Raw genomic sequence first — 24,628 nt, 5'->3', positions numbered from 1 at the left:
TCCCTCACCCATTTTTTCAGAGCCCCAATTGGACAGACTAGAAGCAATGGCAATGCTGGTGGCCTCGGTCGAGGAAGGCAGCTTGTCGGCGGCTGCCAGAAAACTGAACATCCCGGTGGCCACGCTCACACGCAACGTCAATGACCTCGAAGCGCTGGTAGGCACGCGGCTGCTGGTCAGGACAACGCGCAAGCTGGTATTGACCGATGCAGGCGATGAATATGTGGTGGTGGCCAAACGTATCCTCGAAGAAGTGGATGAACTGGAAAGACGCGCCGCCGGCGAATTCACGACACCACGAGGAGAGTTGGTGGTCGCCTCTCCCGTGCAGGTAGCACGCCTGAGAGTGCTGCCAGTCATCAACCAGTTTCTCGCCCTGCATCCGGAGATCCGCATTCGGCTCATCCAGTCTGATCGGGTCATTGACCTGGTGGATGCCCGCGCGGATGTCGCCATTCGCGTCGGCCGCTTGCGCGACAGCAGCCTCATCGCCACCCGGGTCGGGGCATTGCGCGTGGTGACGGTAGCCAGTCCGGCCTTTCTGGATAAGTATGGTTGTCCCGAAACGCCGGAAGACTTGCGTGATCGGCCATGTGTGGTGTTCGACAGTCCCAGCCTATCCCCTTGGCGCTATGTCTGCCACCATACGGGCCAGACCTTTACCGTGGCCGACACCCCGAGACTGCTCGTTTCGTCGCCGGACGCTGCCGTGGACGCGGCCATCGCCGGAATCGGTGCGACGTTTGTGCTCGAGCACGATGTTCATGATGCGATCATCGCGGGAAAGCTCAAAACCATCCTGCCATCGTTTGAAGTCGAGCCCATCCCGATCCATGTGGTTTATCTCTCCAGAGATGCCGTCCCCGCGAAGCTACGGCGATTCATCGATTATGCCGTGCCGCAACTTCGCCAATTGCTCGCTGAATTCGGGCGCATTCCTTCCGAGTAAGTTCTTCCCGATCATGCTCGCCCACGACAGGCGCACAGGTCGCTGCGCTGATTGTCGTACCTCCGCGTACTGCGCGCAGATTGCCGTTCTCGTCGTCTTCCCTTTTTCCATCAGGGAGAACCTGGCCAGCCCTGGCCCGGGTTGGATGGGTTCCACCGCGCTGCATTCTCCTCCCTATTTCATCATTTCCTGGTCAGATGCTTCTCGCTGTCGGGTGATTCTGTTTTGAATTTGGCAGGCGCATGATTCTTTCAGGCGAAATGATCAGCTTAGACAGATGACCGAATCGATGGACCGACAGACAGATCCCGGTTCGCATTGTGGGTTGGCGGTCGTTCTGCCACTCCAATCAACCAAGATGAGATAAACGAAATGAAGACCATGCACAAAGCTGCGCGCAGCCCAGGCAATGCAGGCGCGCCAACAGCGAAAGCCGCACCGATCACCTCAGCGCTGGCCATGATGGCAATAGCTATCGGCGTGATGTCCCAGGTACCGGCCCAGGCGCAGGTATCGATCAGTGGAAGGACACTTCCCTTGAGCACGGCCATCATCGCCGCGCAAACGGCGGTGGATACCTGCAAAGCCAACGGCTATGACGTCACGGCCACCGTGGTTGACGTATCGGGCACGCCGCAGGTGGTCCTGCGGGGCGACCATGCGGTCATTCACACCAAGGACAGCAGTTTCCGGAAAGCCTATACGGTAGTGACCATGGGCCCGATCTTTCATGCCGACACCACCAGCGGCTATATCGGGGTGCTGTCGAAGTATCCGCCCCTGCTAGCGCAATCGCTGGCAAGCACACCCAATGTCACGGCGCTGCCCGGCGGTGTGGCGTTCAAGGTGGGAGAGGAAACCATCGCCGGGCTCGGCGTGGGAGGCTCGCCTGGTGGTGACAAGGACGAAGTGTGTGCGCAGGCTGGCGTCGCCCAAGTGGCAGAGCTTTTGAAGAAGTAAGGTGACACGGTCTGATGGAGGATATCGCCTTCATCGACCGCCGCGTGGATCATCAGCATGATCTCCGGCTGTCACGGTCGATCAACATCATTCAACTCAAACATCATGAAGACAAGACATGTGGCCCTCGCGATGGGCCTGACCATCAGCCTCTCTGCAGCCGCAAGCGCTGCAGACAAGAAACCGATGCACGAAGGTCCCTCGGTGAGCATTCCCGCCAACGAAATCAAATTCGTTGATACGGGCGTCAATTCGGACGGCAAGGAACTCAAGGCAGGACCGGCCTACGGCAATCTCGCCAATGGACGCCACGGTACATTCGTTCGTGCGCCAGCCGGCTTCAAGAGCGCGCCGCATACGCATACCGAGGACTACTATGCAGTGGTCTTGAAAGGTGTCGGTGCGAACTATCAGGAGGGTGGGAAAGTCGTTCCGCTTCCGGTAGGTTCCTACTGGTTTCAACGTGGTGAAGAATCACACGTGACGGAGTGCATCTCGGACACCGATTGCCTGTTCTTCCTGGTTCAGCCAGGCAAGTTTGATTATGTGCTGAGCAAATAATCAAGATGCGGGATCCCGATCCTGGGATCTCGCTGTGAGCCAGGAAAAATGGCCGGCAGAATGATCTGCCGGCCATTTTTTCGTGGATCAACTTCAGGTCAGCATCAGCCTTCCAGCAAGCTGCGCAGCATCCATGCATTCTTTTCATGCAGCTGCATGCGCTGGGTCAGTAGGTCGGCGGTCGGTTCATCGGCGGCTGCATCCACGGTCGGGAAGATCGAACGGGCAGTGCGGGTCACGGCTTCCTGGCCGGCCACCAGCTGGGCGATCATCTCCTGGGCGTTGGGCACGCCATCGGCTTCGGGGATCGAGGACAGCTTGGCGAATTCCTTGTACGAACCCGGAGCCGGATAGCCCAGTGCGCGGATGCGTTCGGCGATCAGGTCCACGGCCAGCGCCAGTTCGTTGTACTGGCCTTCGAACATCAGGTGCAGGGTGTTGAACATCGGACCGGTCACGTTCCAGTGGAAGTTGTGGGTCTTCAGGTACAGGGTGTAGGTGTCGGCCAGCAGCTTGGACAGGCCGTCGGCAATCTTCTTGCGGTCCTTGTCGTTGATGCCGATGTTGATCGAGGGGGCTGCCACATTCTTCTTTGCCATTATTCGCTCCTTAGCTGTTCGGTTGTTCGTAAGCGGTTACACAACTCCGCGATTCTATTGCAAATCCGCAGGGACAAACTGCGGCTACGCAAGTATTGATAAGAGAGTCGGGACGACGTTCCTTATTTCAACCGATTTTTCAGCGCACCGCTGCGCAATAAATCAATGGGGCCGATAGATAAACACCTATCGGCCCCATGTTCAGTCAGCGTTCAGATCGTGCAGATCAAGACTTGCCGCGCTGCTGCGCACTCCGATACAAGGACAGCGACAAGGCCACCGCACCGATGGCGGCAATGGCGGCGAAGAGGAATACCTGCGCATAGCCAAGCTGCCCCGCGATGGCCCCGGCCAGCGGGCCGGTGATGCCCAGCGCCAGGTCGAGGAAGACCGAATAGGCCGCCAGCGCCGCGCCGCGATTGGCCGGCGACACCAGGTTGACGGCCTCCACCCCCAGCGAAGGGAACACCAGCGCAAAGCCGAAACCGGCCAGGCCTGCCCCCAGCAGCGCCAGTTCGGGCGTGGTGGCGCTCCACAGCAGCAGCAGGCCGACCGCTTCGGTGAGGAAGCTGACCACGGCCACGCGATAGCCGCCGAAGCGCGTGATGGCATTGGCAAACAGCAGGCGCGCACCGACGAAGGCGCTGGAGAAGGCGGTCAGCGCAAAGGCCGCGCCGCTCCAGTGCAGGTCGGCGTAATAGAGCGTAATGAAGGTGGCGATCGAACCAAAACCGATCGTGCCGAAGGCCAGCCCCATGCCATAGGCGAACACCTTGCGCAGCACCAGCTTGAAGGACAGCTGTTCACCCTGCACCACCGGCGTGACCGGGCCGCCACGCGCCAGCACGTAGCCCAGCACGGTCAGCAGCATGCCCGACAGGCCGATCATGGCAAAGCCCAGCGAGCGGTCCAGCACCACGCCCAGCGGTGCGCCGATGGCCAGTGCCGCATAGGTGGCGATGCCGTTCCAGGAAATCATCTTGGCCGTGTTCTCGGAACCCACCCGGCCCACGCCCCACATGATGGCACCAGTGCCGACCAGGCTCTCGCCCAGGCCCAGCAAGGCGCGGCTGGCAAACAGCAGGACCAGCGACAGGAAGGGCAGCGGCTGGGCCAGCGCCGAGCACAGCAGCAAGGCGCCGCTGGCCGAACACAGCAGCATGCCGCGCATGACGGTCTGCTTGGCGCCGACGGTGTCGATCATGCGGCCCGCATTGGCGCGGCTCACGAAGGTGGCGAAGTACTGCACGCTGATGCCCAGGCCGGCCATCACCGAGCTATAGCCCAGGTCCAGGTGGATGTAGCCCGGCAGCACCGCCATCGGGATGCCGATGGCCAGATAGACCAGGAAGGTGAAGAAGGCGGTGGCGATGATCTGCCGGGTGACCTTGGCCGGCGTCAGCGGACGCGGCGGCGCGGCCGGCACAGGCGTGGCGGAGGGACTGGGACTACAGGAATCGTCGGACATGGCGGGGGAGTTCGGAATGAGGTGTCGCAGGCGCGGATGTGCGCGTGAACAACATGCCGGATTTTACTCCCGCCAGAAAAATGCTGCAGGACAGCAAAAGATTTTTTCCTGTCGATTCAGTCGCTTAGTCGCTTTTCTGCCACGTTATCCGGATGGCAAGACGGCCTTCAGCGTTGGCAGCGCAGGGCTTCGGTGGCGCGTTCGCGCACTGCCGGGGGATAGTCCGCGCCCAGGATCTCCGCATCCAGCTCGGCCAGGTCGCGCTGCACGGCGGGTTCGCACCAGTGGCCGTTCAGGCGCGCCAGCGCAGCCAGCAGGTCGGGGGTGAGGCGGTCCAGCACCGGGCGCACCTGCAGCGCCAGGTCCGGCGGATTGGCGAAAGGTGGGCGCTGCTCCACGCGCCACTGGCGGTGCAGGTCGCGCTGCACGATCTTGCCGGCCTCGAACTGGTCCTGGAAGAAACGCCGCGTCCACGCCGCATCCAGGCCCAGCTTCTGCGCCCGGGCGGCCACATCGTCGAGGATCACCGCCTCGCGCGCCGGATCATCAATGGGCGCATGCGAATTCCATTTGCTGCGCGCCACCGGGGCGGCGACGTCCAGACGCGTCTTCTGCAAGCTCAGCAATTGCTCGACATCGCTGCGCGCGGCCGGTGGCGTGCTGGTGGCGCAGGCGCTCAGCAAGAGGGTGGCGATCAGGGCGAGGGCCGGAAGGCAGGAGGAGGACAGGCGGCGCATGGGCGGGAGAGTCGTCGATTGAGAAAGGCTGTGGATAAATCAAGGCACCGCAGTATAGCGCCGCCCCTGCTCGCCCGGTCAGGGCACGCGCCCTTTATAATCGCGGGATGCAAAATCTTCTCCACAACCTCAACGAAGAGCAGCTCGCCGCCGTGACGCTGCCCGCGCAATCGGCGCTGATCCTGGCGGGCGCCGGTTCCGGCAAGACCCGTGTGCTGACCACCCGCATCGCCTGGCTGATCCAGACCGGGCAGGTCTCGCCTTCCGGCATCCTGGCGGTGACCTTCACCAACAAGGCCGCCAAGGAAATGACGGCGCGCCTGTCGGGCATGCTGCCCATCAATACCCGGGGCATGTGGATCGGCACCTTCCACGGTCTGTGCAACCGCCTGCTGCGCGCGCATCACAAGGATGCGGGCTTGCCGCAGACCTTCCAGATCCTGGATACGCAAGACCAGCTCTCGGCCATCAAGCGGCTGTTGAAGCAGATGAACGTGGACGATGAGAAGTATCCGCCGCGCAACCTGATGTACTTCATCAACAGCGCCAAGGACCAGGGCCTGCGCGCCAAGGACGTCGATGCCTACGACGACTACAACCGCAAGTTCGTCGAACTCTATGAGCTCTACGACCAGCAATGCCAGCGCGAAGGCGTGGTCGATTTCGCCGAGCTGCTGTTGCGCACCTATGAATTGCTCTCGCGCAACCAGCCCCTGCGCGAGCACTACCAGAGCCGCTTCCGCCACATCCTGGTCGATGAGTTCCAGGATACCAACGACCTGCAATACAAGTGGTTGAAGCTCATGGCCGGCCAGCACAACGCGGTCTTCGCGGTGGGCGACGATGACCAGAGCATCTATGCCTTCCGTGGCGCCAACGTGGGCAACATGCAGGCCTTCGAGCAGGAATTCCATGTGCAGAACCTGATCAAGCTGGAGCAGAACTATCGCTCGCATGGTCACATCCTCGATACCGCCAACGAGCTGATCGCCAACAACAGCAAGCGCCTGGGCAAGAACCTGCGCACCGATGCCGGTCACGGCGAGCAGGTGCGCGTCTATGAAGCCACCAGCGACCTGCAGGAAGCGCAATGGATCATCGAACAGGTCAAGGACCTGATCGCCGAAGGCTGGGCGCGCAGCGAGATCGCCATCCTCTATCGTTCCAATGCGCAATCCCGCGTACTGGAGCATGCGCTGTTCAGTTCGGCCATTCCCTATCGCGTCTATGGCGGCCAGCGCTTCTTCGAACGCGCCGAAATCAAGCACGCCATCGCCTACCTGCAGTTGATGGACAACCTGCACAATGATTCGGCCTTCCTGCGCGTGGTCAACTTCCCCACGCGCGGCATCGGCGCCAAGGCCATGGAGTCATTGCAGGATGCGGCGCGCCAGTACGGTTGCTCGCTCTATGCCGCCGTGCCTTACGTGGCGGGCAAGGCGGGCTCTTCGTTGAATGCCTTCATCAAGCTCATCGAAGGCGCGCGTTTCGAGACCCAGCATCTGCCCTTGCCGGAAATGGTCAAGGTGGTACTGGACCTGTCCGGCCTGATGACCCACTACCGCAACGAGAAGGAAGGCGCAGACCGCATCGAGAACCTGGAGCAATTGGTCAGCGCAGCGACCCTCTTCGTCTCGGAAGAAGGCTATGGCCTGGATGCACCGGCCTTCCTCGGCCCGCAGGCGCAGGCCTCGGCCGGCACCGCCCTCACCACCGCCGATGGCGTGGAAGTGCTGGACGCCGATGCACCGCTGGTGACCATCATGTCGCCGCTGTCGGCCTTCCTCTCGCATGCCTCGCTGGAAGCTGGCGACAATCAGGCGCAGGCGGGCCAGGATGCCTTGCAGTTGATGACGGTGCACTCGGCCAAGGGGCTGGAGTTCGACGCGGTCTTCATCACCGGCATGGAAGAAGGCCTGTTCCCGCACGAGAACAGCGCCAAGGAAGAGGGTGGGGTGGAAGAAGAACGGCGCCTGATGTACGTGGCCATCACGCGTGCGAGGAAGCGCCTCTTCATGACCTTCTCGCAGACCCGCATGCTGCACGGCCAGACGCGCTACAACATGCGCTCACGCTTCTTCGATGAGATGCCGGAACAATCGATCAAGTGGCTCTCGCCCAAGATCGCCCAGCATCACTGGTTCGCCAATCCCAAGTCGGCCTGGGATGAAGTGCCGGAGGCGGGCAACAACAAGATCGCCCAGAGCTTTACGCGCCAGACCGATTCTGGCTGGCGCATCGGGCAGAACGTGTCGCATGCCAAGTTCGGCGAGGGCGTCATCGTCAATATCGAAGGCGGTGGCGGGGCGGCGCGGGCGCAGATCAACTTCGGCAAGTTCGGGATGAAACTGCTGGATCTGTCGGTGGCCAAGCTGGAGAAAATCTGACGCGTGACGCGGCGTGACCGCGCCCCGGTCAAGCGTCTTCCCACCCCTGGGCGCGCTGGCGGCGGGCATGTTTGAGCCAGCTCCTGACCTGTTCGATATCGCCAAACGCCGCCAGCGCGGCGCGCAGGTCCTGACCTTCCTGGCGTAGCGCGGTGATGCCCCGGTTCAGGTAGCGCATCATCTTCTCGGGCGTCAGCCTTGCCGTGGAAGGCAGGCCATAGGCGCGCCGGAACTGGCGTTCGACGTGGTTGATTTCCTGGTCCAGCTCGTCGGCCTGTTCCTGCAGGATCTGGTTGTAATGCGCCAGCCGCGCCTCACTCACCTCGGTCTGGGGATGCCGGGTGATGTGTTCCATTTCCAGCTGCAATTCCAGCAGCTTCAACAAATCATTTTTTTCGTAGGCCTGGTTGACCTGCTGCATCAGCGCGGTCTTGCGGGTGCGCTCGTCTTCGTCGGGTTCGCGGTCCGGATGCAGGGCGCTGGCCAGACGGCGGTAGACGGCGCGGATGGACTGGCTCAGTTCGCTGCGCTGCGCCTGCTGCTGGTGTTCGGCGGCGCGCTGCTTGGGCGGCTTCTTGCGGCTGGCGCGGCCGGCTTCCCGCGCCTGGGCGGCGGCCTGGCGTTCGCGCTCCTGGCGCTCCAGCATGGCCTCCATGCGCTGCATGATTTCCTCGGGCGTGCCGGTGGTGAAGTCGTCCTCGGCAATGGTCTCGTTCCCGGCAGGCGATGATGGCGCGTGGACGATCTCTTCGGCGTCCTCTTCTTCTGCGTGCTGCTGGTAGATCAGCGCCAGCTCGGCATCCGCGCTACGTTGCAGCAGCGCTTGCGCCATGTCGGCGATCAGGCCCGACAGGGTGATGCGCTCCCCCTTGCCCAGTGCCTTGTGCGCCCAGGCTTCGTGCAGACGGTAGACGGCCTGGCGCTTCAGTCCCAGCAGTTCCTGTTCCAGCGGCACGTACTGGGCCGCGTATTTCCTGTGGAATTCGTCGCTGGCGGTTTCCCATTCCTTGAGCCGCGCGCGGCGGGCGCCGATGGCGTCGATGAGCGCATTGAACTGCTCTTGCGCCGGTGACAGCCGGGTAGCGGACTGGCCGTTGACCAGGGTGACATCGTGGGGCGTGGGCTTGTTCATGGAGAGAAACGGATTGAGCGGTGGCGGATTCTAGCCATTCGGCCAGCGACCCACAAGCGCAGCCGCTGCTGCGCGATCAGACGGCGAAGCGGCCATCAGGATACTGCTGGCACATGAAGTCCACGAATGCCCGCACCTTGGGACTCTGCAAGCGGCGCGAAGTATGCAGCACCCACAGCTCGACTTCGCCACCCAGCTTGCCCCACAGCTTCAGCTGTCCCGCTTCTACCAGCGCGCCGACCACCGACCATGGCAGCAGCGCCGCACCCGCTCCGGCACAGACCGCATCCTTGACCATCATCAGCGAAGACAGCCGCAGCACCGGTTGCGGTGCGATCAGCAGTTTGCCTTCGCGCAAGGACCAGATATCGCTGTCGCGGAAGGTCGGCATCACCACCGCCGGCACCGGGTGCGACTTGCCCACCCGTGCGCGCGGCATGGATAGCGTGGGTGCCGCCACCAGGGCCAGGCTGTCGCGAGCGAAGCAGCGGCCCACCAGGTTGCCGTCTTCGCCGGGATTGATTCGGATGCAGAGGTCGAAGTGTTCCTGCACCAGGTCCACCAAGCGGTCTTCGGCCGCCACTTCCACTTCGACCTGCGGGTAGGCAGCATGGAACAAGGCCACCAGCCTCCCCAGCGCCAGTTGCGAAAACACCAGCGGTGCGGCAACGCGCAGACGGCCGCGCGGCGCGCTGCTGCCTTCGCGGGCCTGGGTCATGGCTTCCTCGAGTTCGCGCAGCGGGCCTTCGCTTCGTTGCAGCAGCAACTCGCCAGCCTCGGTCACGGTGAGGCGTTGCGTGCCGCGCTCAACCAGGCGTACACCCAGTTCTTCTTCCAGCTCGGCCACGCGGCGCGACAGCGTGGCCTTGGCGCGTCCGCTCTCGCGGCTGGCGCGGCCAAAGCTGCCATGGGCGGCGACCAGCTGGAAATCCACTAGGGCATTGATGTCCATGGTGTCTCAATAATGATCCGGATAGTCTCGATTTTAGCGTCTGTGTTTCGAATGCGATACCCATTATCGTGTGTTCCATCAACCACCGACCCGCAACGGCAGCGTGCAAGCGATGCCTAGCCCTGCTAGCCGGTGCTTGCTTTGCATCGAGGTGATGCAAGTCCTGAACCTTTCATCGAAGCAGAGTTTTTAACTTATCCACAAAGGAAAACATCATGAGCATTCTCGTTACTGGCGCTACCGGCGCCGTTGGATCCCTGGTCGTGCAAGGTCTGGCCGCCGCTGGCGCCGAGGTCCGCGCACTGGTGCGCAGCCCCGGCAAGCTGGCGTTGCCCGCAGGTGTCAAGGAAGTGGTCGCCGATCTGCGCGAGGTGACTTCGCTGCGCACCGCCCTGCATGGCGTGCGCACCCTCTTCGTGCTCAACGCCGTGGTGCCTGACGAACTGACGCAGGCGCTCAATGTGCTGAACCTGGCACGCCAGGCGGGTATCGAGCGCATCGTCTATCTCTCGGTGATCCATGCGGATCGCTTCACCGATGTGCCGCACTTTACCGGCAAGCACACGGTGGAGCGCATGATCGAAGGCAGCGGCCTGCATGCCACGATCCTGCGCCCGGCGTATTTCATGCAGAACGATGTGCCGCTCCTGCCGGTGGTGTCGTCCTACGGCGTGTATCCGATGCCCATCGGCCCCTCAGGCGTGGAGATGATCGACGTGCGCGACATCGCCGACATTGCGGTGGCCGAACTGCTGGCGCGTGACCGGGCGGACAAGCCGCTGCCAACACGCACGCTGGACCTGGTCGGTCCGCAATCCTTCACCGGGGCGCAGGCGGCGGCTGTATGGAGCGAGGTGTTGCAACGGCCCATCCAGGCGGGTGGCGATGATCTGGATGCGTTCGAGCAGCAACTGGCTGCCCAGGTCCCTGACTGGATGGCCTTCGACCTGCGGCTGATGACGGCGCAGATCCAGCGCCACGGCATGCATGGCCGCCCAGGTGCGGTGCAGGTGCTGGAAGGATTGCTGGGCCGACCCTTGCGCACTTACCAGGATTTCGTGAAGGAACTGGCCGGCGCGTGATGCAGCAGGCGAGCGGGAGGGCAGGCCTCCCGCTCATGGTGAGAAGGTGGGGGGGACGGCCTTCAGGTGCGGGCGATCAGCGCCTGCACTTCGTCCCAGGTCGCCGCATAGGCGCCGGCCTTGGAGGCCGCAATGGCCGCGCCCGCCGCCGCGCATTGCAGGTGGACCTGGGCCGGCGCATCCGGCTGGCGCAACTGGCTGGCGATCCAGCCGCCCATGGAGGCGTCGCCGCAACCGACGGTGTCGATGACCTCCACGCGATAGGCGGGCTGGTCGATGACCTGCTCACCCTTGATCCACTGCATCCCCTTGGCGCCCAGCGTGTAGAGGATCTCGGCTTGCGGGGCCAGCGATTGCAGTGTGGCCAGCGCATTGGTGTCGCCGGGGAAGAGGCGTTCGAGGTCTTCGTCGGATACCTTCACGTAATGCGACAAGGACAGCAGCTGCTGGAACAGGAGGCGATAGGACGGGCTGTCCATGAGCTTGCGCCAGTTCGGATCGAAGGCGATCTTCTTGTTGCGCAGCGCCGCTTCCTGCGCAATCTGCAGAAGGCGCGAGGCCAGCGGTTCGCGGGTCAGGCTGATGCAGCCGAAGTGCAGCACCTGGGCATCATCGAGCCAGCCCGCCGGCAGGCGCTGCGGGTCGAAGTGCAGGTCGGCGCTGTCGTCGCCGATGAAGAAGTAGTCGGGCGGGGTGGTCGAGGTCACCATCGCCAGCAGCGGGGCCTTGGCGTATTGCTGGGTGAAGCGCATGTCCAGGCCGGCCGCTTGCGTGAGGGCGTACAGCTCTGCGCCGAACACATCGGTGCTCACACTGCCGGCATAGCCGGTGGGCACGCCCAGGCGGGCGGCTGCGCGCGCCACGTTCCAGCAGGCGCCGCCGGGAATGGCGCGCCACTGATCGTCGGGCTGGCGGATGAAATCGGTCAGGGCTTCGCCGAAGACGACGAATGCGGCGCTCTGGGTCATGCTGGTCTCCGTTGTATCAGGTCGTTGTTGTGCTGGTGTAGTGGCGGGGCCGAAGGCCATTCAATCCTGCAAGGCGTGGCGTGCGCAGACCTCGTCAGTGACCAGGCCGGTGAGCCAGCCGCCGCGCAGCGCTGCGCGCACCGCCTCGGCCTTCTTGCTGCCGCCGCAGAAGGCGATCACCGGACGCTGCGGCCTTTGCGTCAGCGGCGGGGTGGTCACCCGCGCCGATAGCGAGGAAGGCAGCATCACGCCATTGATGTCGAAGGCGTGGCAGATCATTTCTCCCACCGCGCCCTGGCGCTGCAACTCGGCCACTTCGCCGTCGTCGATGAAACCGTCTTCGTGCATCGCGCCCTGCAAGGCGATGGTGCCGATGCCCAGGAAGGTCACATCGGCGCGCTCGGCCAGGCCAGTGACGATCTTGTAGGCGCGGTGGTTGCACCACTGCTGGCGGTCGCTTTCGCTCTCGGCCACGCGCGGGGCGGGCAAGAGGTAGAAGCGCGCGCCCAGCTTTTCGGCGGCCTGCAGGGCCACGTCATAGCGGTTGGCCGAACCATCGGAGGCGAAGGCGCCGATCATCGAGACGATCTGGTGCTGCGGACGCTCCAGTTCGGAGAGCCGTTCGATGGCGGCCTTGAGCGTGCGGCCGGAACCGACGTTGACCACCAGCGGCGCTTCCGAACCGAGGTATTGCTCCATCAGTTCCGCGCCGGCCACGGCCAGCATCTGCTGCACTTCCTGCGATTCGTTGGGGTTGCCGGCCCCGCCCGCGCCAGGGACCACCCGGCAGACGTCCAGGCCGTAACGCTCCTGCAGGCCTTGCGCCAGTTCCAGGCAGGACGAGACCGGATGCGTGATCTGCACCTTGACCAGGTTGGCGTCGGCGGCATAGGCCACCATGCGTTGCGCCATCTGGCGCGAGATGCCGAGCCGTTCGGCGATTTCGTTCTGGGTGTTGCCGGCCACGTAGTACATCCACGCGGCGCGGGCCGCCAGGTCCAGTTTGGAGGTGCTGCTCGACATGTTCTCCTCGCCAGCCGCCGGCGCGCATGCGTCGGGGCCTGTGCTGTCTCTGATTCGGTTGGCTGAATTACTGCATTGCCCATTGTTCAATGCTCATTGTTCAATGCTCAATGCTCAATGGCGGTGGGCCATTTTACGGCGAGTTGGCATCCTCATTATTGCCAAATATGGGCAATTGCTCAATCAAAAAGCAAATGCTTGACATGTTTTTGGGAATGGATGATTATTTGCTCATAAAAATAATATTTGCTCAAAGTTGTTCAAGACAACCGGCCCCACCCGCACGTACGCAAGGCGTTTGACGATGCCACCCGGGAAGAGCGTGCAGGCGGCCCATAACATTCGGAGACCAGCATGTCCAAACTCGTGCGCCCCTGTGCGTCCGGCTTTACCCGCGTTCGCTTCACCCTGGCCGCTGCGGCCATCTCGACCCTGTTCGCTGCGGGCCTGGCCCAGGCCGAGCCGGTGACGCTGAACATCGCGTCCATCAACAATCCCGACATGATCGAACTGCAGAAGCTGGCGCCGGCCTTCGAGAAGGCCAACCCGGACATCAAGCTGCGTTGGGTCACCATGGAAGAGAGCGTGCTGCGCCAGCGCCTGACCACCGACATCGCCACCAACAGCGGCCAGTTCGACCTGATGACCATCGGTGCGTATGAAGCGCCGATCTGGGCCAAGAAGGGCTGGCTGGCGCCGATGACCGGCCTGCCGGCCGACTACGACGAGGCCGACCTGATCAAGCCGGTGCGTGAGGGCCTGAGCGTGGATGGCAAGCTCTATGCGCTGCCGTTCTACGCCGAAAGCTCGATGACCTACTACCGCAAGGACCTCTTCGAGCAGAAGAAGCTGACCATGCCGCAGCGTCCGACCTGGGACGAGATCGCCAAGCTGGCCGCGCAACTGCATGATCCGGCCAAGGGCGTCTACGGTATCTGCCTGCGCGGTCGCGCCGGCTGGGGCGAGAACATGGCCATCATCACCACCATGGCCAATGCCTGGGGTGGCCGCTGGTTCGATGAACAATGGCAGCCGCAACTGTCTTCGCCGGAGTGGAAGAAGTCGGTGGCCTTCTATGTCGACCTGATGCGCAAGTACGGCCCGCCCGGCGCCAGCTCCAACGGCTTCAATGAAAACCTGGTGCTGTTCTCCAGCGGCAAGTGCGGCATGTGGGTCGACGCCACGGTGGCCGCCGGCATGCTCTATCACGGCAAGGACTCCAAGGTGGCCGACAAGACCGCCTTCGCGCCCTCTCCCATGCAGGTGACCGACAAGGGTTCGCACTGGTTGTGGATCTGGTCGCTGGCCGTGCCGAAGTCCTCCAAGTCGCAGGACGCCGCCAAGAAGTTCGCCGCCTGGGCCACTTCGAAGGAATACATCAACCTGGTGGCCAAGGATTCGGGCTGGGCGCTGGTGCCGCCGGGTACGCGCAACTCGACCTACGCTTCGGCTGAATACAAGAAGGTCTCGCCCTTCTCCGACTTCGTGCTCGACGCCATCCAGACGGCCGACGCCAACAAGCCGACCGTCAAGCCGGTGCCTTATACCGGCGTGCAGTTCGCCACCATTCCCGAGTTCCAGTCCATCGGCACCGTGACTGGCCAGGCCATTGCTGGTGCGCTGGCGGGCAAGACCACGTCCGACGCGGCGCTGGATGCCGCCCAGGCGCAGGCGGTGCGGATGATGCGCCAGGGTCGCTACATCAAGTAATCCAAGCAAGCGAAGTAAGCCAAGTAAGCCATAGAGGCTGCCGTTCCGATGGCATGCATTCCGATGCATGCCCCGTGCGCGGTGAGGCAGGCATGTCCGCATGCCGGTCCGCATCCGCGCCGTCCTGCCCGTCCGCTCGCACCGCACGTGCGTGGCGGCGGGACTGAAATGCCGAGGCCGTCATGTCCACCCTCCACTCCACCCAGGTGTCGTCCACCTCACCGATGATGCAGAGCACCTCCCAGCCTGCTCCCCGCAGGCAGCAGACCAGTCCGCCGCGCAAGGAGCGCTTCAATCCCATCCGCCTGATGCAGACACCTTCGGTGCTGATCCTGCTGGCCTGGATGATCGTGCCGCTGGCGATGACGATCTATTTCTCGGTCAATCGCTACAACCTGATGGCCCCTGACCAGACCGGTTTCGTGGGTCTGGAAAACTATATCTTCCTGTTGCAGGATCCGGCCTTCTGGCCCTCCATCGGCAACACTGCCCTGCTGATCGGGTCGGTGCTGGCCATCAGCGTCATCGGCGGCACCCTGCTGGCGGTGCTGTTCGACCAGCCTTTCCGTGGACGCGGCATTGCGCGCCTGCTGGTGATCGGTCCCTTTTTCGTGATGCCCACCGTGGCCGCGCTGATCTGGAAGAACATGATCATGCACCCGGTCTACGGCATCCTGGCCTACGTGATGCGCCACCTGGGGCTGGAGCCGATCGATTGGCTGGCCGAGTATCCGATGCTGTCGGTCATCATCATCGTGGCGTGGCAGTGGATTCCGTTTGCCTTCCTGATCCTGCTGACCGCCCTGCAATCCCTGGATACCGACCAGAAGGAAGCCGCCCAGCTCGATGGCGCAGGGCCGGTGCGCATCTTCTTCTACATCGTGCTGCCGCACCTGAAGCGCGCCATCACGGTGGTGATCATGATCGAGACCATCTTCCTGCTCTCGGTCTTCGCCGAGATCTTCACCACCACGGCGGGCGGCCCCGGCACGGCCACGACCAACCTGACCTTCCTGGTCTATTCCATCGGCCTGCAGCAATTCGACATCGGCATCGCTTCGGCGGGCGGCATCTTTGCTGTGGTGCTGGCCAACATCGTCTCGTTCTTCCTGGTGCGCATGCTGGCCAGGAACCTCAAGGGAGTCAACGAAAAATGAGCGATCCAAAGAAAAGCCCCCTGTGGGTGGCCGTGCTGGGCTGGGCCTGCGCCATCGTGCTGTTCTTCCCCATCTTCTGGGTGGCGGTGACGGCCTTCAAGACCGAGTCCCAGGCCTATACGCCTTCGCTGGTGTTCCTGCCGACGCTGGAGACCTTCCGCGAAGTCTTCAGCCGCAGCCACTATCTGGGCTATGTGCAGAACTCGCTGATCGTCTCGCTGGGCTCGACCTTGCTGTCGCTGTTGCTGGCCGTGCCGGCAGCGTACTCGATGGCCTTCTTCCCGACCGGCCGCACGCAGAAGCTGCTGCTGTGGATGCTCTCCACCAAGATGATGCCGGCCGTGGGCGTGCTCATCCCCATCTACCTGATGGCCAAGAATACCGGCCTGCTCGACACCGTCACCGGGCTGACCATCATCTATACGCTCATCAACCTGCCCATCGCGGTGTGGATGGCCTTCACCTACTTCAATGACGTGCCCAAGGAAATCCTGGAAGCGGCCCGTATCGATGGCGCCAATGCCTGGCAGGAAATGATTTACCTGCTCTTGCCCACTGCCATGCCGGGGCTCGCTTCGACGGCCTTGCTGCTGGTCATCCTGTCATGGAATGAAGCCTTCTGGAGCCTCAACCTGACCAGCGTCAATGCCGCGCCGCTGACGGTGTTCATCGCCTCCTATTCCAATCCCGAAGGGCTGTTCTGGGCCAAGCTGTCGGCCGCCTCGCTGCTGGCCATTGCGCCCATCATGGCGCTGGGCTGGCTGGCGCAGAAGCAGCTGGTGCGCGGCCTGACCTTCGGAGCGGTGAAGTGATGATGACGCGTCAGGCGATCACCCATCTGATCTGCGATTGCGACGGCGTGCTGCTCGACAGCGAGAGCATCGCCCTGCGCGTGCTGCATCGTGAGCTGTTGCCGCTGCTGCCGGCCTGGAGCGGGGCCGGTGGCGCCGATGATGGCGAGCAGGAAGAGCAGCGCAGCGCCGCCCTGCATGCCGCCATCGCGCATCGCCTGGGCATGTACACCGACATCCTGCTGGGCGAAGTCGATATGGAATTCGAACTGGGCCTGGACGCCGCCCAGGCCGAACGCATCCACCAGACCGTGGCGCTGGCCTGCGGTGACGAAGCACTGCCGGTGCCGGGCGTGGTCGAGGCCTTGCAGGCCATCCGATTGCCGCGCGCGGTGGCCAGCAACAGCGATGCGCCGCGCATCGAAGCGGGCCTGCGCCGCTGCGGCCTGTATCCGCAATTCGCGGGCCGCATCTATAGCGGTCACGATGTGGCCCATCCCAAGCCGGCGCCCGATGTGTATCTGGCCGCAGCCGCCGGCTTCGGTGTCGATCCTTCACGCTGTGTGGCAGTGGATGACAGCGTCACCGGCGTGCGTGCGGCCGTGGCCGCCGGCATGCATGTGCTGGGCTTTACCGGCGTGGCGCATGACCGCAAGACGATGGCGCGCAAGTTGAAGGATGCCGGTGCGCATCAGGTCTTCGAGGACATGAAGCTGTTTCCGCAACTGGTGAGTGAATTGATCTGGCTGCGCTGAGCATCGTGCGCGCAGTCCCCCTACAAGAGAACCGAGGAGAACCCCATGGCAGCCGTGAGCATCAGGAATCTGGCCAAGCGTTATGACGACAACGAAGTCATGCGCGACATCAATCTGGAAATCGAGGATGGCGAATTCGTCGTCTTCGTCGGCCCCTCGGGCTGCGGCAAGTCCACATTGCTGCGCATGATCGCGGGCCTGGAAGAGATCAGCGATGGCGACCTCGACATCGGCACGCGCCGCATGAACGAGGTGCCCGCTTCCAAGCGCGGCGTGGCCATGGTGTTCCAGTCCTATGCGCTGTATCCGCACATGAGCCTGTACGACAACATGGCCTTTGGCCTCAAGATCGCCGGCAAGTCCAAGGCCGAGATCGATGCCGCCGTCCAGCATGCAGCGAAGATCCTGCACATCGATCACCTGCTGGACCGCAAGCCCCGCGCGCTTTCCGGCGGCCAGCGCCAGCGCGTGGCCATTGGCCGCGCCATCACGCGCCAGCCCAGCGTGTTCCTCTTCGACGAGCCGCTGTCGAACCTGGACGCGGCGCTGCGCGTGAAGATGCGACTCGAATTCGCCAAGCTGCATGACGACCTCAAGACCACCATGATCTACGTCACCCACGACCAGATCGAAGCCATGACCCTGGCCGACAAGATCGTAGTGCTCTCCGAGGGCCGCATCGAACAGGTCGGCTCGCCCCAGCAGCTGTATCACCATCCGGCCAATCGCTTCGTGGCCGGTTTCATCGGTTCGCCCAAGATGAACTTCATCGATGGCACGGTGGCAGCGATACAGGCCGATGGCGTGCAGGTGCAATTGCCCGGTGGCGGTTTGCAATGGGCCGCGGTGGATGGCAGTGCGCTGCAGGTTGGCCAGAAGGTCACGCTGGGCGTGCGTCCCGAGCATCTCAACATCGCCTAGGGGCAGGCCGCATTGCAGGCACGCTGCACGGCGCTGGAACTGCTGGGGGATTTCTCTTACCTGTATGCGGCCTATGAAGGCAGCGAGGATGCGCTGATCCTGCGCGTGCCCGACAGCCTCGATCCGCCACACGGCAGCGTATTGCCGCTGGCCGCCGATCCGGCGCGCTGCCACCTGTTCGGCGCCGATGGCCAGGCCTTGCCGCGCCTGGCGTCGAGCGTGGCGGCGCCGCGCCCGCATTGAAGTTGTCGACGAAGCGCTTTTGAAGCCGTTGTTTGGCTGTTCACCGTTCGTCCTGAGTAGCGGCGTAGCCGCGTATCGAAGGCGCACCGTCTGTACGCCTTCGATACGGCCCTGAAGGGCCTACTCAGTCCGAACGGTCTCAGATGTTTCACCACAGTGTTCCAAGGGCTCGGCAAAATTTGCCCCCACTTTCAATCTCCTCGACAAGGACCAGGCATGACCCGCACCGCCACTTCCATCGACCAGGACGCCGCCGACAGCCTGACCTGGCTGCACATCGGCGCCGGCTCCTTTCACCGCGCCCACCAGGCGGTCTACCTGAACGCGCTGCGCGAGAGCGGCGCCGACCGCCGCTGGCAACTGGCGCTGGCCAACATCCGCGCCGACATGAGCCCACTGCTGGAGGCGCTGGCGCGCCAGCAAGGCCAGTACACGCTGGAAACCGTCACGCCCCAGGGCCAGCGCAGCTACCAGCGCATCGCCTCCATCGGCCGCATCCTGCCCTGGGATGCGCAACTCACCCAACTGATCGAAGCCGGTGCCGAAGAACGCACCCGCATCATCTCCTTCACCGTGACCGAAGGCGGTTACTACCTTGATCATCAGCACCAGCTCGATACCAGCAACGCCGACCTGGCCGATGACCTGCGCTGCGCCCTCGATGGCAGCGGTGCGCCGCGCACCATCTACGGCGCCATCGCCGCCATCCTGCATGCGCGCAGCCAGGCGCATCCGCAAGCGGCGCTCACGCTCTTGAACTGCGACAACCTGCGCCACAACGGCGAACGCTTCCGCGACGGCCTGCGCCAGTTCCTCACGCTGCGCGGCGAGACCGCACTGGTGACGTGGATGGAAGCGCACACCACCAGCCCCAACGCCATGGTCGACCGCATCACGCCGCGTCCCACTCCAGCGGTGGCGCAGCGGGTGAAAGAAGCCACTGGCATCGACGATCCCTGCGCGCTGATGGGCGAGTCCTTCATCCAGTGGGTGATCGAGGATGATTTCAAGGCGGGGCGCCCACGCCTGGAAGAGGCGGGGGTGGAAATGGTGCAATCGGTGTTGCCCTATGAAGAGGCCAAGATCCGCATCCTCAACGCCAGCCACAGCTGCATCGCCTGGGCCGGTACGCTGGCCGGGCTGCAATACATCCACGAAGGCACGCTGCGCGATGACATCCGCCAGATGGCGCACGACTACGTGACCCAGGATGTGATCCCCTGCTTGACGCCCAGCCCCATCGACCTGGCGGCTTACCGCGATACCACGCTGGCGCGCTTCTCCAATCCGGCCATCCAGGACACCAACCAGCGCGTGGCCGCCGATGGCTATTCCAAGATCCCCGGCTTCATCCGCCCGACCTTGCAGGAGAGCCTGGCGGCGGGACGCGATCCGCGCGCCACGGCCATGCTGCCGGCCTTGTTCCTGGTCTTCCTGCAGCGCTGGAATGCGGGACAACTGCCCTATGAATACCAGGACGGCATCTTCGACCCCGCTGCCGTGCGCGCCATGCTGGGGGCAGCCGACCCGGTGCAGGCCTTCTGCGCCGACGCCGTGCTGTGGGGGGAACTGGCCGGCGATGCACGCTTGATCAAGCTGGTGCGCGAGGCGGTGCAGCGCGTCCGGCAATGGCTGGGCGCAGGAAACTAAAGCAGGCCAGCAAGGCCCAAGGCGTCATAGAATTGCCGTTCAAATACCGATAACGAGGAGCACCATGTATCTTGGGATCGACCTGGGCACGTCCGAGGTCAAGGCCGTGGTCATCGACGAGCAGGGCAGCCTGGTGGCGTTGGCCGGCAGCACCCTGAACGTCTCGCGCCCGCATCCGCGCTGGTCCGAACAGGCGCCGGCCGACTGGTGGCAGGCCACCTGCGACACCGTGGCCAAGCTGTGCACCCAGCTGGGCAGCGAGCGCTTCGGTGGCATCCGCGCCATCGGCCTGTCTGGACAGATGCATGGTGCGGTGCTGCTGGATGAGCGCGATGAAGTGCTGCGTCCCGCCATCCTGTGGAGCGATTCGCGCAGCGCCCCGGAGTGCGCCGAACTGGAAAGCCGTGCGCCGCGCCTGCATGGCATCGCCGGCAACCTCGCCATGCCGGGCTTCACCGCCCCCAAGCTGCTGTGGGTGGCGCGGCACGAGCCACAGCTCTTCGCGCGCATCGCCACGGTGCTCTTGCCCAAGGACTGGCTGCGCCTGAAGATGACGGGCCGCAAGGTCTCCGACCCTTCCGATGCCGCTGGCACGCTGTGGCTGGACGTGGAAGGCCGCAACTGGTCCGACGAACTGCTGGCGGCTTCGGGCATGCGGCGCGATCAGATGCCGGCGCTGGTCGATGGCAGCGCGGTGTCGGGCAGCCTGCTGCCCGAGGTGGCGCAGGCCTGGGGCTTGAGGTCCGATGTCATCGTTGCCGGCGGCGCTGGCGATGGCGCGGCCAGTGCGGTGGGCATCGGCGCGGTCAAGCCGGGCGATGGTTTCCTCTCGCTGGGAACATCGGGCGTGCTCTTCGTGGTCAATGACCGCTTCCGTCCCAATCCCGGACGCGCCATCCATGCCTTCTGTCACACCTTGCCGCAACGCTGGCACCAGATGAGCGTGATGCTGTCGGCGGCCAGTTGCCTGCGCTGGTTCTGCCGCTTGTGTTCGGTGGACGAGAAGAGCCTGTTGGCCGAGATCGAACAACTGGATGAGCAAGCGTGCAACAATGCGCCGCTGTTCCTGCCCTACCTCTCGGGCGAACGCACGCCCCACAACGATCCCTACGCCACCGGCGTCTTCCATGGGCTGACCCCGGAGCACCAGCGTGCCGCGCTTGGCTATGCGGTCCTCGAGGGCGTCGCCTTCGGCATGGTCGATGGCCTGGACGCGCTGCGTGCGGCGGGCACCGATGTGGCCGAATTGTCGCTGGTCGGCGGTGGCGCGCGCAGTGCTTATTGGGCACAGTTGCTGGCCGATGCGCTGCAGGTGCGCATCGTCACCCACGTCGGCAGCGAAGCAGGCGGGGCCCTGGGCGCGGCGCGCCTGGCCTGGCTGGCCGACGGCGGCGATGAGGCCGAGGTCTGCCGCAAGCCGGCACAGCAGGCGCTGTACCAGCCCGACCCTGCGCGGCACGCGGCCTTGCAGGCGCGCCTGCAGCGCTATCGGGCGATCTATGCGCCCTTTGCGCCTTTGTACGGGGAGGGCCATTAACTTCAATCAGAGGAGAGATATGCAGGTCATCGAATGCAGTGAACCCCAGCTTGATATCCTGGCCGCCCTGTTCAACGACTACCGGATCTTCTATGGATATCAGGATGACCTGCCGGCGTGTCGCGACTTTCTGGAAGAAAACCTGCGGTTGCGCCGTTCCTCGATGTTCCTGCTCACCGATGACGGGGGAAACGCAGTCGCTTTCGCGCAGTGCTATCCCGCCACCTGTTCACTGAGCATGCGCCCTTACCAGTATCTCTCCGACCTGTATGTCATCCGCAGCGCGCGCCAGCAAGGCCATGGCCGCCACCTGATGCAATACCTGCGCGATCACTTCAGAGCGCGGGGAGCGCAAAGGATCACGCTCGATACGGCCACGACCAACACGACCGCCCAGCGGCTCTACGAAGCGCTGGGCTATGAGCGGGAGCAGGTCTACATTACTTATCACCAGGTGCTGGATGCGCCTGGCCAGCCATGAGCGAGCCCGTCGCTACCACTAAGGCGTCCAGGTGGTCGTGGATCAGCGCCGATTGAACTTGAACACCGAAATCGCCTGCAACAAGCGCACCGTCTGCTCCTGCAGGCTGCCCGCTGCAGCCGCGGCCTCTTCCACCAGCGAGGCGTTCTGCTGGGTGCTGGCGTCCATCTGGGTGATGGCTTCATGGACCTGGTTGATGCCGGCGCTCTGCTGCTGCGTGGCTTCCTTGATCTCGCCCATGATGCCCGAGACCCGCTGTACCGATTCCACGATATCGCGCATGGTGCTGGTGGCCTGTTCCACCTGACGGTTGCCCACGTCGACCTTTTCCACCGAGGCATCGATCAGCTGCTTGATCTCCTTGGCTGCTGCCGCCGAGCGTTGCGCCAGCGAGCGCACCTCGGAGGCCACCACCGCAAAGCCACGGCCCTGCTCACCCGCGCGGGCCGCTTCCACGGCGGCGTTCAGGGCCAGGATGTTGGTCTGGAAGGCGATGCTGTCGATCAGGCCGATGATGTCCACGATCTTGCGCGAGGATTCGCTGATCTCGTTCATCGTCGTGCCGGTGCTGGCGACCGCGTCGCCGCCGCGCATGGCGATGGCCGAGGCGGTGCCGGCCAGGTCGTTGGCCTGCACGGCGTGATCGGCGTTCTGGCGCACGGTGGAGGCCAGCTCATGCATGCTGGAAGCGGTTTCTTCCAGGTTGGCGGCTTGCGCTTCGGTGCGGCGCGACAGGTCGAGGTTGCCGGTGGCGATTTCGCGCGTGGCCAGGGTGATGGTCTCGACGTTGGAGCGCACGTCGCCGATGATGGCCGTCAAGTTCACGTTCATCTGGCGCAGCGAGCGCAGCAGGCGTCCCAGTTCATCGTGGCGGGTCGTCTCGATGCGCACCGAGAGGTCGCCGCCGGTGATGGCGTGGGTGATGTCCAGCGCCTGGTGCAGCGGCTTGATGAGGGCGTTGCGCAGGGCGATCCATTGCACGATGGACAACAGCGCTGCGGCTGCCGCCAGGGCGCTGATCCACCATTGATGCAAGGCCGCCATGCCCGCGACCACGACGGCCAGCTGGATGGTCAACATGATGCCCATGGAGAGGTTCAGGCGCGAATTCAACTGCATGCGCGAGAGCTTGCCCAACCAGCCTGCCAGCCCGGTGCGCACCACTTCGCCGCGATGCAGGGCGATGCCCTTGGTCTGGCCACGGCGGATGCTGGCGTACAGCTTTTCAGCGCCGGCCACGGCGTCGCGCTCGGGCTTGGTGCGCACCGACATGTAGCCGACGATCTGGCCGTTCTCGCGGATCGGCGTGACGTTGGCGCGCACCCAGTAGTGGTCGCCGTTCTTGCTGCGGTTCTTGACCAGGCCGGTCCAGGGTGTGCCGCCCTTGATGGTGGCCCACATGTCGGCAAAGGCTTCGGCCGGCATATCGGGATGGCGGATCAGGTTCTGCGGCGCGCCCAGTAATTCGTTTTCTTCGAAACCGCTGATCTCGATGAAGTAGGGATTGACGTAGGTGATATTGCCCTTGAGATCGGTCTTGGAAACAATCGCCTTGCCGTCGATCAGTAGACGCTCCTGGCCCGTGACCGGCATGTTCATGCGCATCTTTTACCCTCGCGTTGACTAGTGATGGAAAGGGCCGGCCGGCGGCAGGAGAGGTGCGGCGGCCAGGGCAATCGCTCCCCGTGCGAATGCTGTGACCGCGCGCGCCAGGCAGGAACGACAACCTGACGCGGGCCATGTCCGACGATGGTCAGACGGGGGGATTGTCTCCGGAGTGCGGTGGGCTGTCGGACCCTCTGCGGGGCTTTCCGAAGACGGTAGTGTAAGTCGGATAGAACGAACAGTACATGACCACCGTCAATATTATCGAGATGGGCAGAAGGATGAAGAACACTGCGCTGAAGCTGCCGGTCAGCAGCGTGATCACCATGCTGATGACGGAAGGGACCACGATGGCGATCACGATCCAGGCCAGGCCATAGACCAGGAAGGCCCCGCCGGCGCGGCGCACGGTGAAGAAGCTGTAGAACAGCGCTTTGCCCAGTGGCATCTGCTGCCACATGATCAGCGGCGCAGCGTACCAGAAGGCCATCGCAGCCGGCACGTACAGCGCGGCGGCCACGAGCATGGCGATGCGCATGCTGCCGGCGGCGCTTTCCAGTTCCTTGGTGGACAGTCCGCCCCCCATCATGGCCTTCCAGAAGGCGCCGCCGTCGGCCAGCGCCGAGGCCGCCACCACCAGCGTGGCCACCAGCAGGTAGAGCAGGCCCAGCTTGAGCAGGGTATTGCGCGCCGGGCTGCGGAAGCCCACCAGCAGCAGGTTGGGATAGACGCGCTCGCCCTTTTCGATCTGTGCGCAGGCCTGCATGAAGGACATGGCAAAGAGCGGGATGAGGATCAGCGGCAGCATCTGGCCGAGCACCGGGATGATGCCCAGGGCCAGCATCAGGAACATGTAGGCCAGGAACAGGGTGGAAATCTCGGCGGGCTGCTTGCGAAACAGCGCGAAGCCTTGCTTGACCCAGGACCAGCCGGTATGTGCGGGGATCTTTTCCATAGCTC

At 63.8% G+C, this 24,628-nt stretch carries 20 protein-coding genes and 2 pseudogenes; 13 read left to right on the top strand and 9 right to left on the bottom strand.

Translation table 11 applies throughout. From position 1 onward, the window contains the following. Positions 1-46 precede the first annotated feature (46 nt). The 3 genes from BGK68_RS03325 (at position 47) to BGK68_RS03315 (ending at position 2,470) form a co-directional block, all read left to right on the top strand. Positions 47-949 (top strand): LysR family transcriptional regulator, encoded by a 903-nt coding sequence (locus BGK68_RS03325; RefSeq protein WP_083657915.1) that lies wholly within the window; start codon positions 47-49, stop codon positions 947-949. 372 nt (positions 950-1,321) lie between these two features. After that, positions 1,322-1,909 carry a GlcG/HbpS family heme-binding protein gene (locus BGK68_RS03320; RefSeq protein ID WP_233149229.1) on the top strand — a complete coding sequence of 196 codons (588 nt, stop codon included), beginning with the start codon at positions 1,322-1,324 and terminating at the stop codon, positions 1,907-1,909. A 105-nt stretch (positions 1,910-2,014) separates the two neighbouring features. Continuing rightward, positions 2,015-2,470, top strand: a complete 456-nt coding sequence (locus BGK68_RS03315) for a DUF4437 domain-containing protein (RefSeq protein ID WP_158035414.1) — start codon at positions 2,015-2,017, stop codon at positions 2,468-2,470. 104 nt (positions 2,471-2,574) lie between these two features. On the opposite strand, the gene BGK68_RS03310 is transcribed toward BGK68_RS03315, so the two are convergent. The 3 genes from BGK68_RS03310 to aroQ all read right to left on the bottom strand — a co-directional run bounded on the left by BGK68_RS03310 (position 2,575) and on the right by aroQ (position 5,274). Continuing rightward, a complete protein-coding gene (locus BGK68_RS03310; RefSeq protein ID WP_013232475.1) occupies positions 2,575-3,069 on the bottom strand; it encodes a Dps family protein in 495 nt (164 codons plus the stop codon). Between the two features lie 226 nt (positions 3,070-3,295). Continuing rightward, complete coding sequence (locus tag BGK68_RS03305) at positions 3,296-4,537, bottom strand: MFS transporter (protein ID WP_075255915.1); 1,242 nt, start codon at positions 4,535-4,537, stop codon at positions 3,296-3,298. Between the two features lie 167 nt (positions 4,538-4,704). Further along, positions 4,705-5,274: a gamma subclass chorismate mutase AroQ gene (gene aroQ, locus BGK68_RS03300; RefSeq protein ID WP_075255914.1), complete on the bottom strand. Its 570-nt coding sequence runs from the start codon at positions 5,272-5,274 to the stop codon at positions 4,705-4,707. A gap of 107 nt (positions 5,275-5,381) precedes the next feature. Between aroQ and BGK68_RS03295 the strand changes: the two genes are divergently transcribed. Continuing rightward, on the top strand, positions 5,382-7,661 hold the full coding sequence (locus BGK68_RS03295; protein WP_075255913.1) for a UvrD-helicase domain-containing protein: 2,280 nt from the start codon (positions 5,382-5,384) through the stop codon (positions 7,659-7,661). A 28-nt stretch (positions 7,662-7,689) separates the two neighbouring features. Here BGK68_RS03295 and BGK68_RS03290 read toward each other — a convergent pair whose 3' ends face one another. Both BGK68_RS03290 and BGK68_RS03285 read right to left on the bottom strand, forming a co-directional pair. Further along, complete coding sequence (locus tag BGK68_RS03290) at positions 7,690-8,793, bottom strand: J domain-containing protein (protein WP_075255912.1); 1,104 nt, start codon at positions 8,791-8,793, stop codon at positions 7,690-7,692. Between the two features lie 76 nt (positions 8,794-8,869). Beyond that, entirely contained in the window at positions 8,870-9,745 is an 876-nt protein-coding gene (locus BGK68_RS03285; RefSeq protein ID WP_075255911.1) for a LysR family transcriptional regulator, read from the bottom strand. Between the two features lie 215 nt (positions 9,746-9,960). Between BGK68_RS03285 and BGK68_RS03280 the strand changes: the two genes are divergently transcribed. Continuing rightward, positions 9,961-10,827, top strand: coding sequence for an SDR family oxidoreductase (locus tag BGK68_RS03280; protein WP_075255910.1), 867 nt, complete (start codon positions 9,961-9,963; stop codon positions 10,825-10,827). Between the two features lie 62 nt (positions 10,828-10,889). Here the strand turns inward: BGK68_RS03280 and BGK68_RS03275 are convergent, their stop codons facing one another. Together BGK68_RS03275 and BGK68_RS03270 are read right to left on the bottom strand one after the other, a co-directional pair. Further along, positions 10,890-11,795 carry a carbohydrate kinase family protein gene (locus BGK68_RS03275; RefSeq protein WP_075255909.1) on the bottom strand — a complete coding sequence of 302 codons (906 nt, stop codon included), beginning with the start codon at positions 11,793-11,795 and terminating at the stop codon, positions 10,890-10,892. 60 nt (positions 11,796-11,855) lie between these two features. Further along, positions 11,856-12,818 carry a sugar-binding transcriptional regulator gene (locus BGK68_RS03270; RefSeq protein WP_075255908.1) on the bottom strand — a complete coding sequence of 321 codons (963 nt, stop codon included), beginning with the start codon at positions 12,816-12,818 and terminating at the stop codon, positions 11,856-11,858. 354 nt (positions 12,819-13,172) lie between these two features. Between BGK68_RS03270 and BGK68_RS03265 the strand changes: the two genes are divergently transcribed. The 8 genes and pseudogenes from BGK68_RS03265 to BGK68_RS03230 all read left to right on the top strand — a co-directional run bounded on the left by BGK68_RS03265 (position 13,173) and on the right by BGK68_RS03230 (position 22,063). Then, a complete protein-coding gene (locus tag BGK68_RS03265; RefSeq protein WP_075255907.1) occupies positions 13,173-14,528 on the top strand; it encodes an ABC transporter substrate-binding protein in 1,356 nt (451 codons plus the stop codon). Positions 14,529-14,710: 182 nt separating this feature from the next. Beyond that, the gene (locus BGK68_RS03260; RefSeq protein WP_083657716.1) at positions 14,711-15,685 is read left to right on the top strand and encodes a carbohydrate ABC transporter permease; all 975 of its coding nucleotides are present in this window, start codon (positions 14,711-14,713) and stop codon (positions 15,683-15,685) included. Positions 15,686-15,735: 50 nt separating this feature from the next. Beyond that, a pseudogene (locus BGK68_RS03255) lies at positions 15,736-16,497 on the top strand (carbohydrate ABC transporter permease); the annotation flags it as partial. After that, positions 16,497-17,231: an HAD family hydrolase gene (locus tag BGK68_RS03250; RefSeq protein WP_013232487.1), complete on the top strand. Its 735-nt coding sequence runs from the start codon at positions 16,497-16,499 to the stop codon at positions 17,229-17,231. The pseudogene BGK68_RS03255 and the gene BGK68_RS03250, both read left to right, overlap by 1 nt. Positions 17,232-17,276: 45 nt before the next feature. Further along, positions 17,277-18,395, top strand: a pseudogene (locus BGK68_RS03245) (ABC transporter ATP-binding protein). Between the two features lie 216 nt (positions 18,396-18,611). After that, positions 18,612-20,045 (top strand): D-arabinitol 4-dehydrogenase, encoded by a 1,434-nt coding sequence (gene dalD, locus BGK68_RS03240; RefSeq protein ID WP_075255906.1) that lies wholly within the window; start codon positions 18,612-18,614, stop codon positions 20,043-20,045. Positions 20,046-20,109: 64 nt separating this feature from the next. Beyond that, the gene (gene xylB, locus BGK68_RS03235; RefSeq protein WP_075255905.1) at positions 20,110-21,582 is read left to right on the top strand and encodes a xylulokinase; all 1,473 of its coding nucleotides are present in this window, start codon (positions 20,110-20,112) and stop codon (positions 21,580-21,582) included. Between the two features lie 19 nt (positions 21,583-21,601). After that, the gene (locus tag BGK68_RS03230) at positions 21,602-22,063 is read left to right on the top strand and encodes a GNAT family N-acetyltransferase (RefSeq protein WP_075255904.1); all 462 of its coding nucleotides are present in this window, start codon (positions 21,602-21,604) and stop codon (positions 22,061-22,063) included. Between the two features lie 42 nt (positions 22,064-22,105). Here BGK68_RS03230 and BGK68_RS03225 read toward each other — a convergent pair whose 3' ends face one another. Beyond that, entirely contained in the window at positions 22,106-23,668 is a 1,563-nt protein-coding gene (locus tag BGK68_RS03225; RefSeq protein WP_075255903.1) for a methyl-accepting chemotaxis protein, read from the bottom strand. Between the two features lie 148 nt (positions 23,669-23,816). Then, positions 23,817-24,623, bottom strand: a complete 807-nt coding sequence (locus BGK68_RS03220) for a BPSS1780 family membrane protein (RefSeq protein WP_069372918.1) — start codon at positions 24,621-24,623, stop codon at positions 23,817-23,819. Positions 24,624-24,628 lie beyond the last annotated feature (5 nt).

It is taken from the genome of Herbaspirillum camelliae, assembly GCF_001929405.1.
GTDB lineage: Bacteria > Pseudomonadota > Gammaproteobacteria > Burkholderiales > Burkholderiaceae_D > Herbaspirillum > Herbaspirillum seropedicae.
Note: the sequence above shows the minus strand (reverse complement) of the source record. Positions and strands in the feature narration are given on the sequence as shown.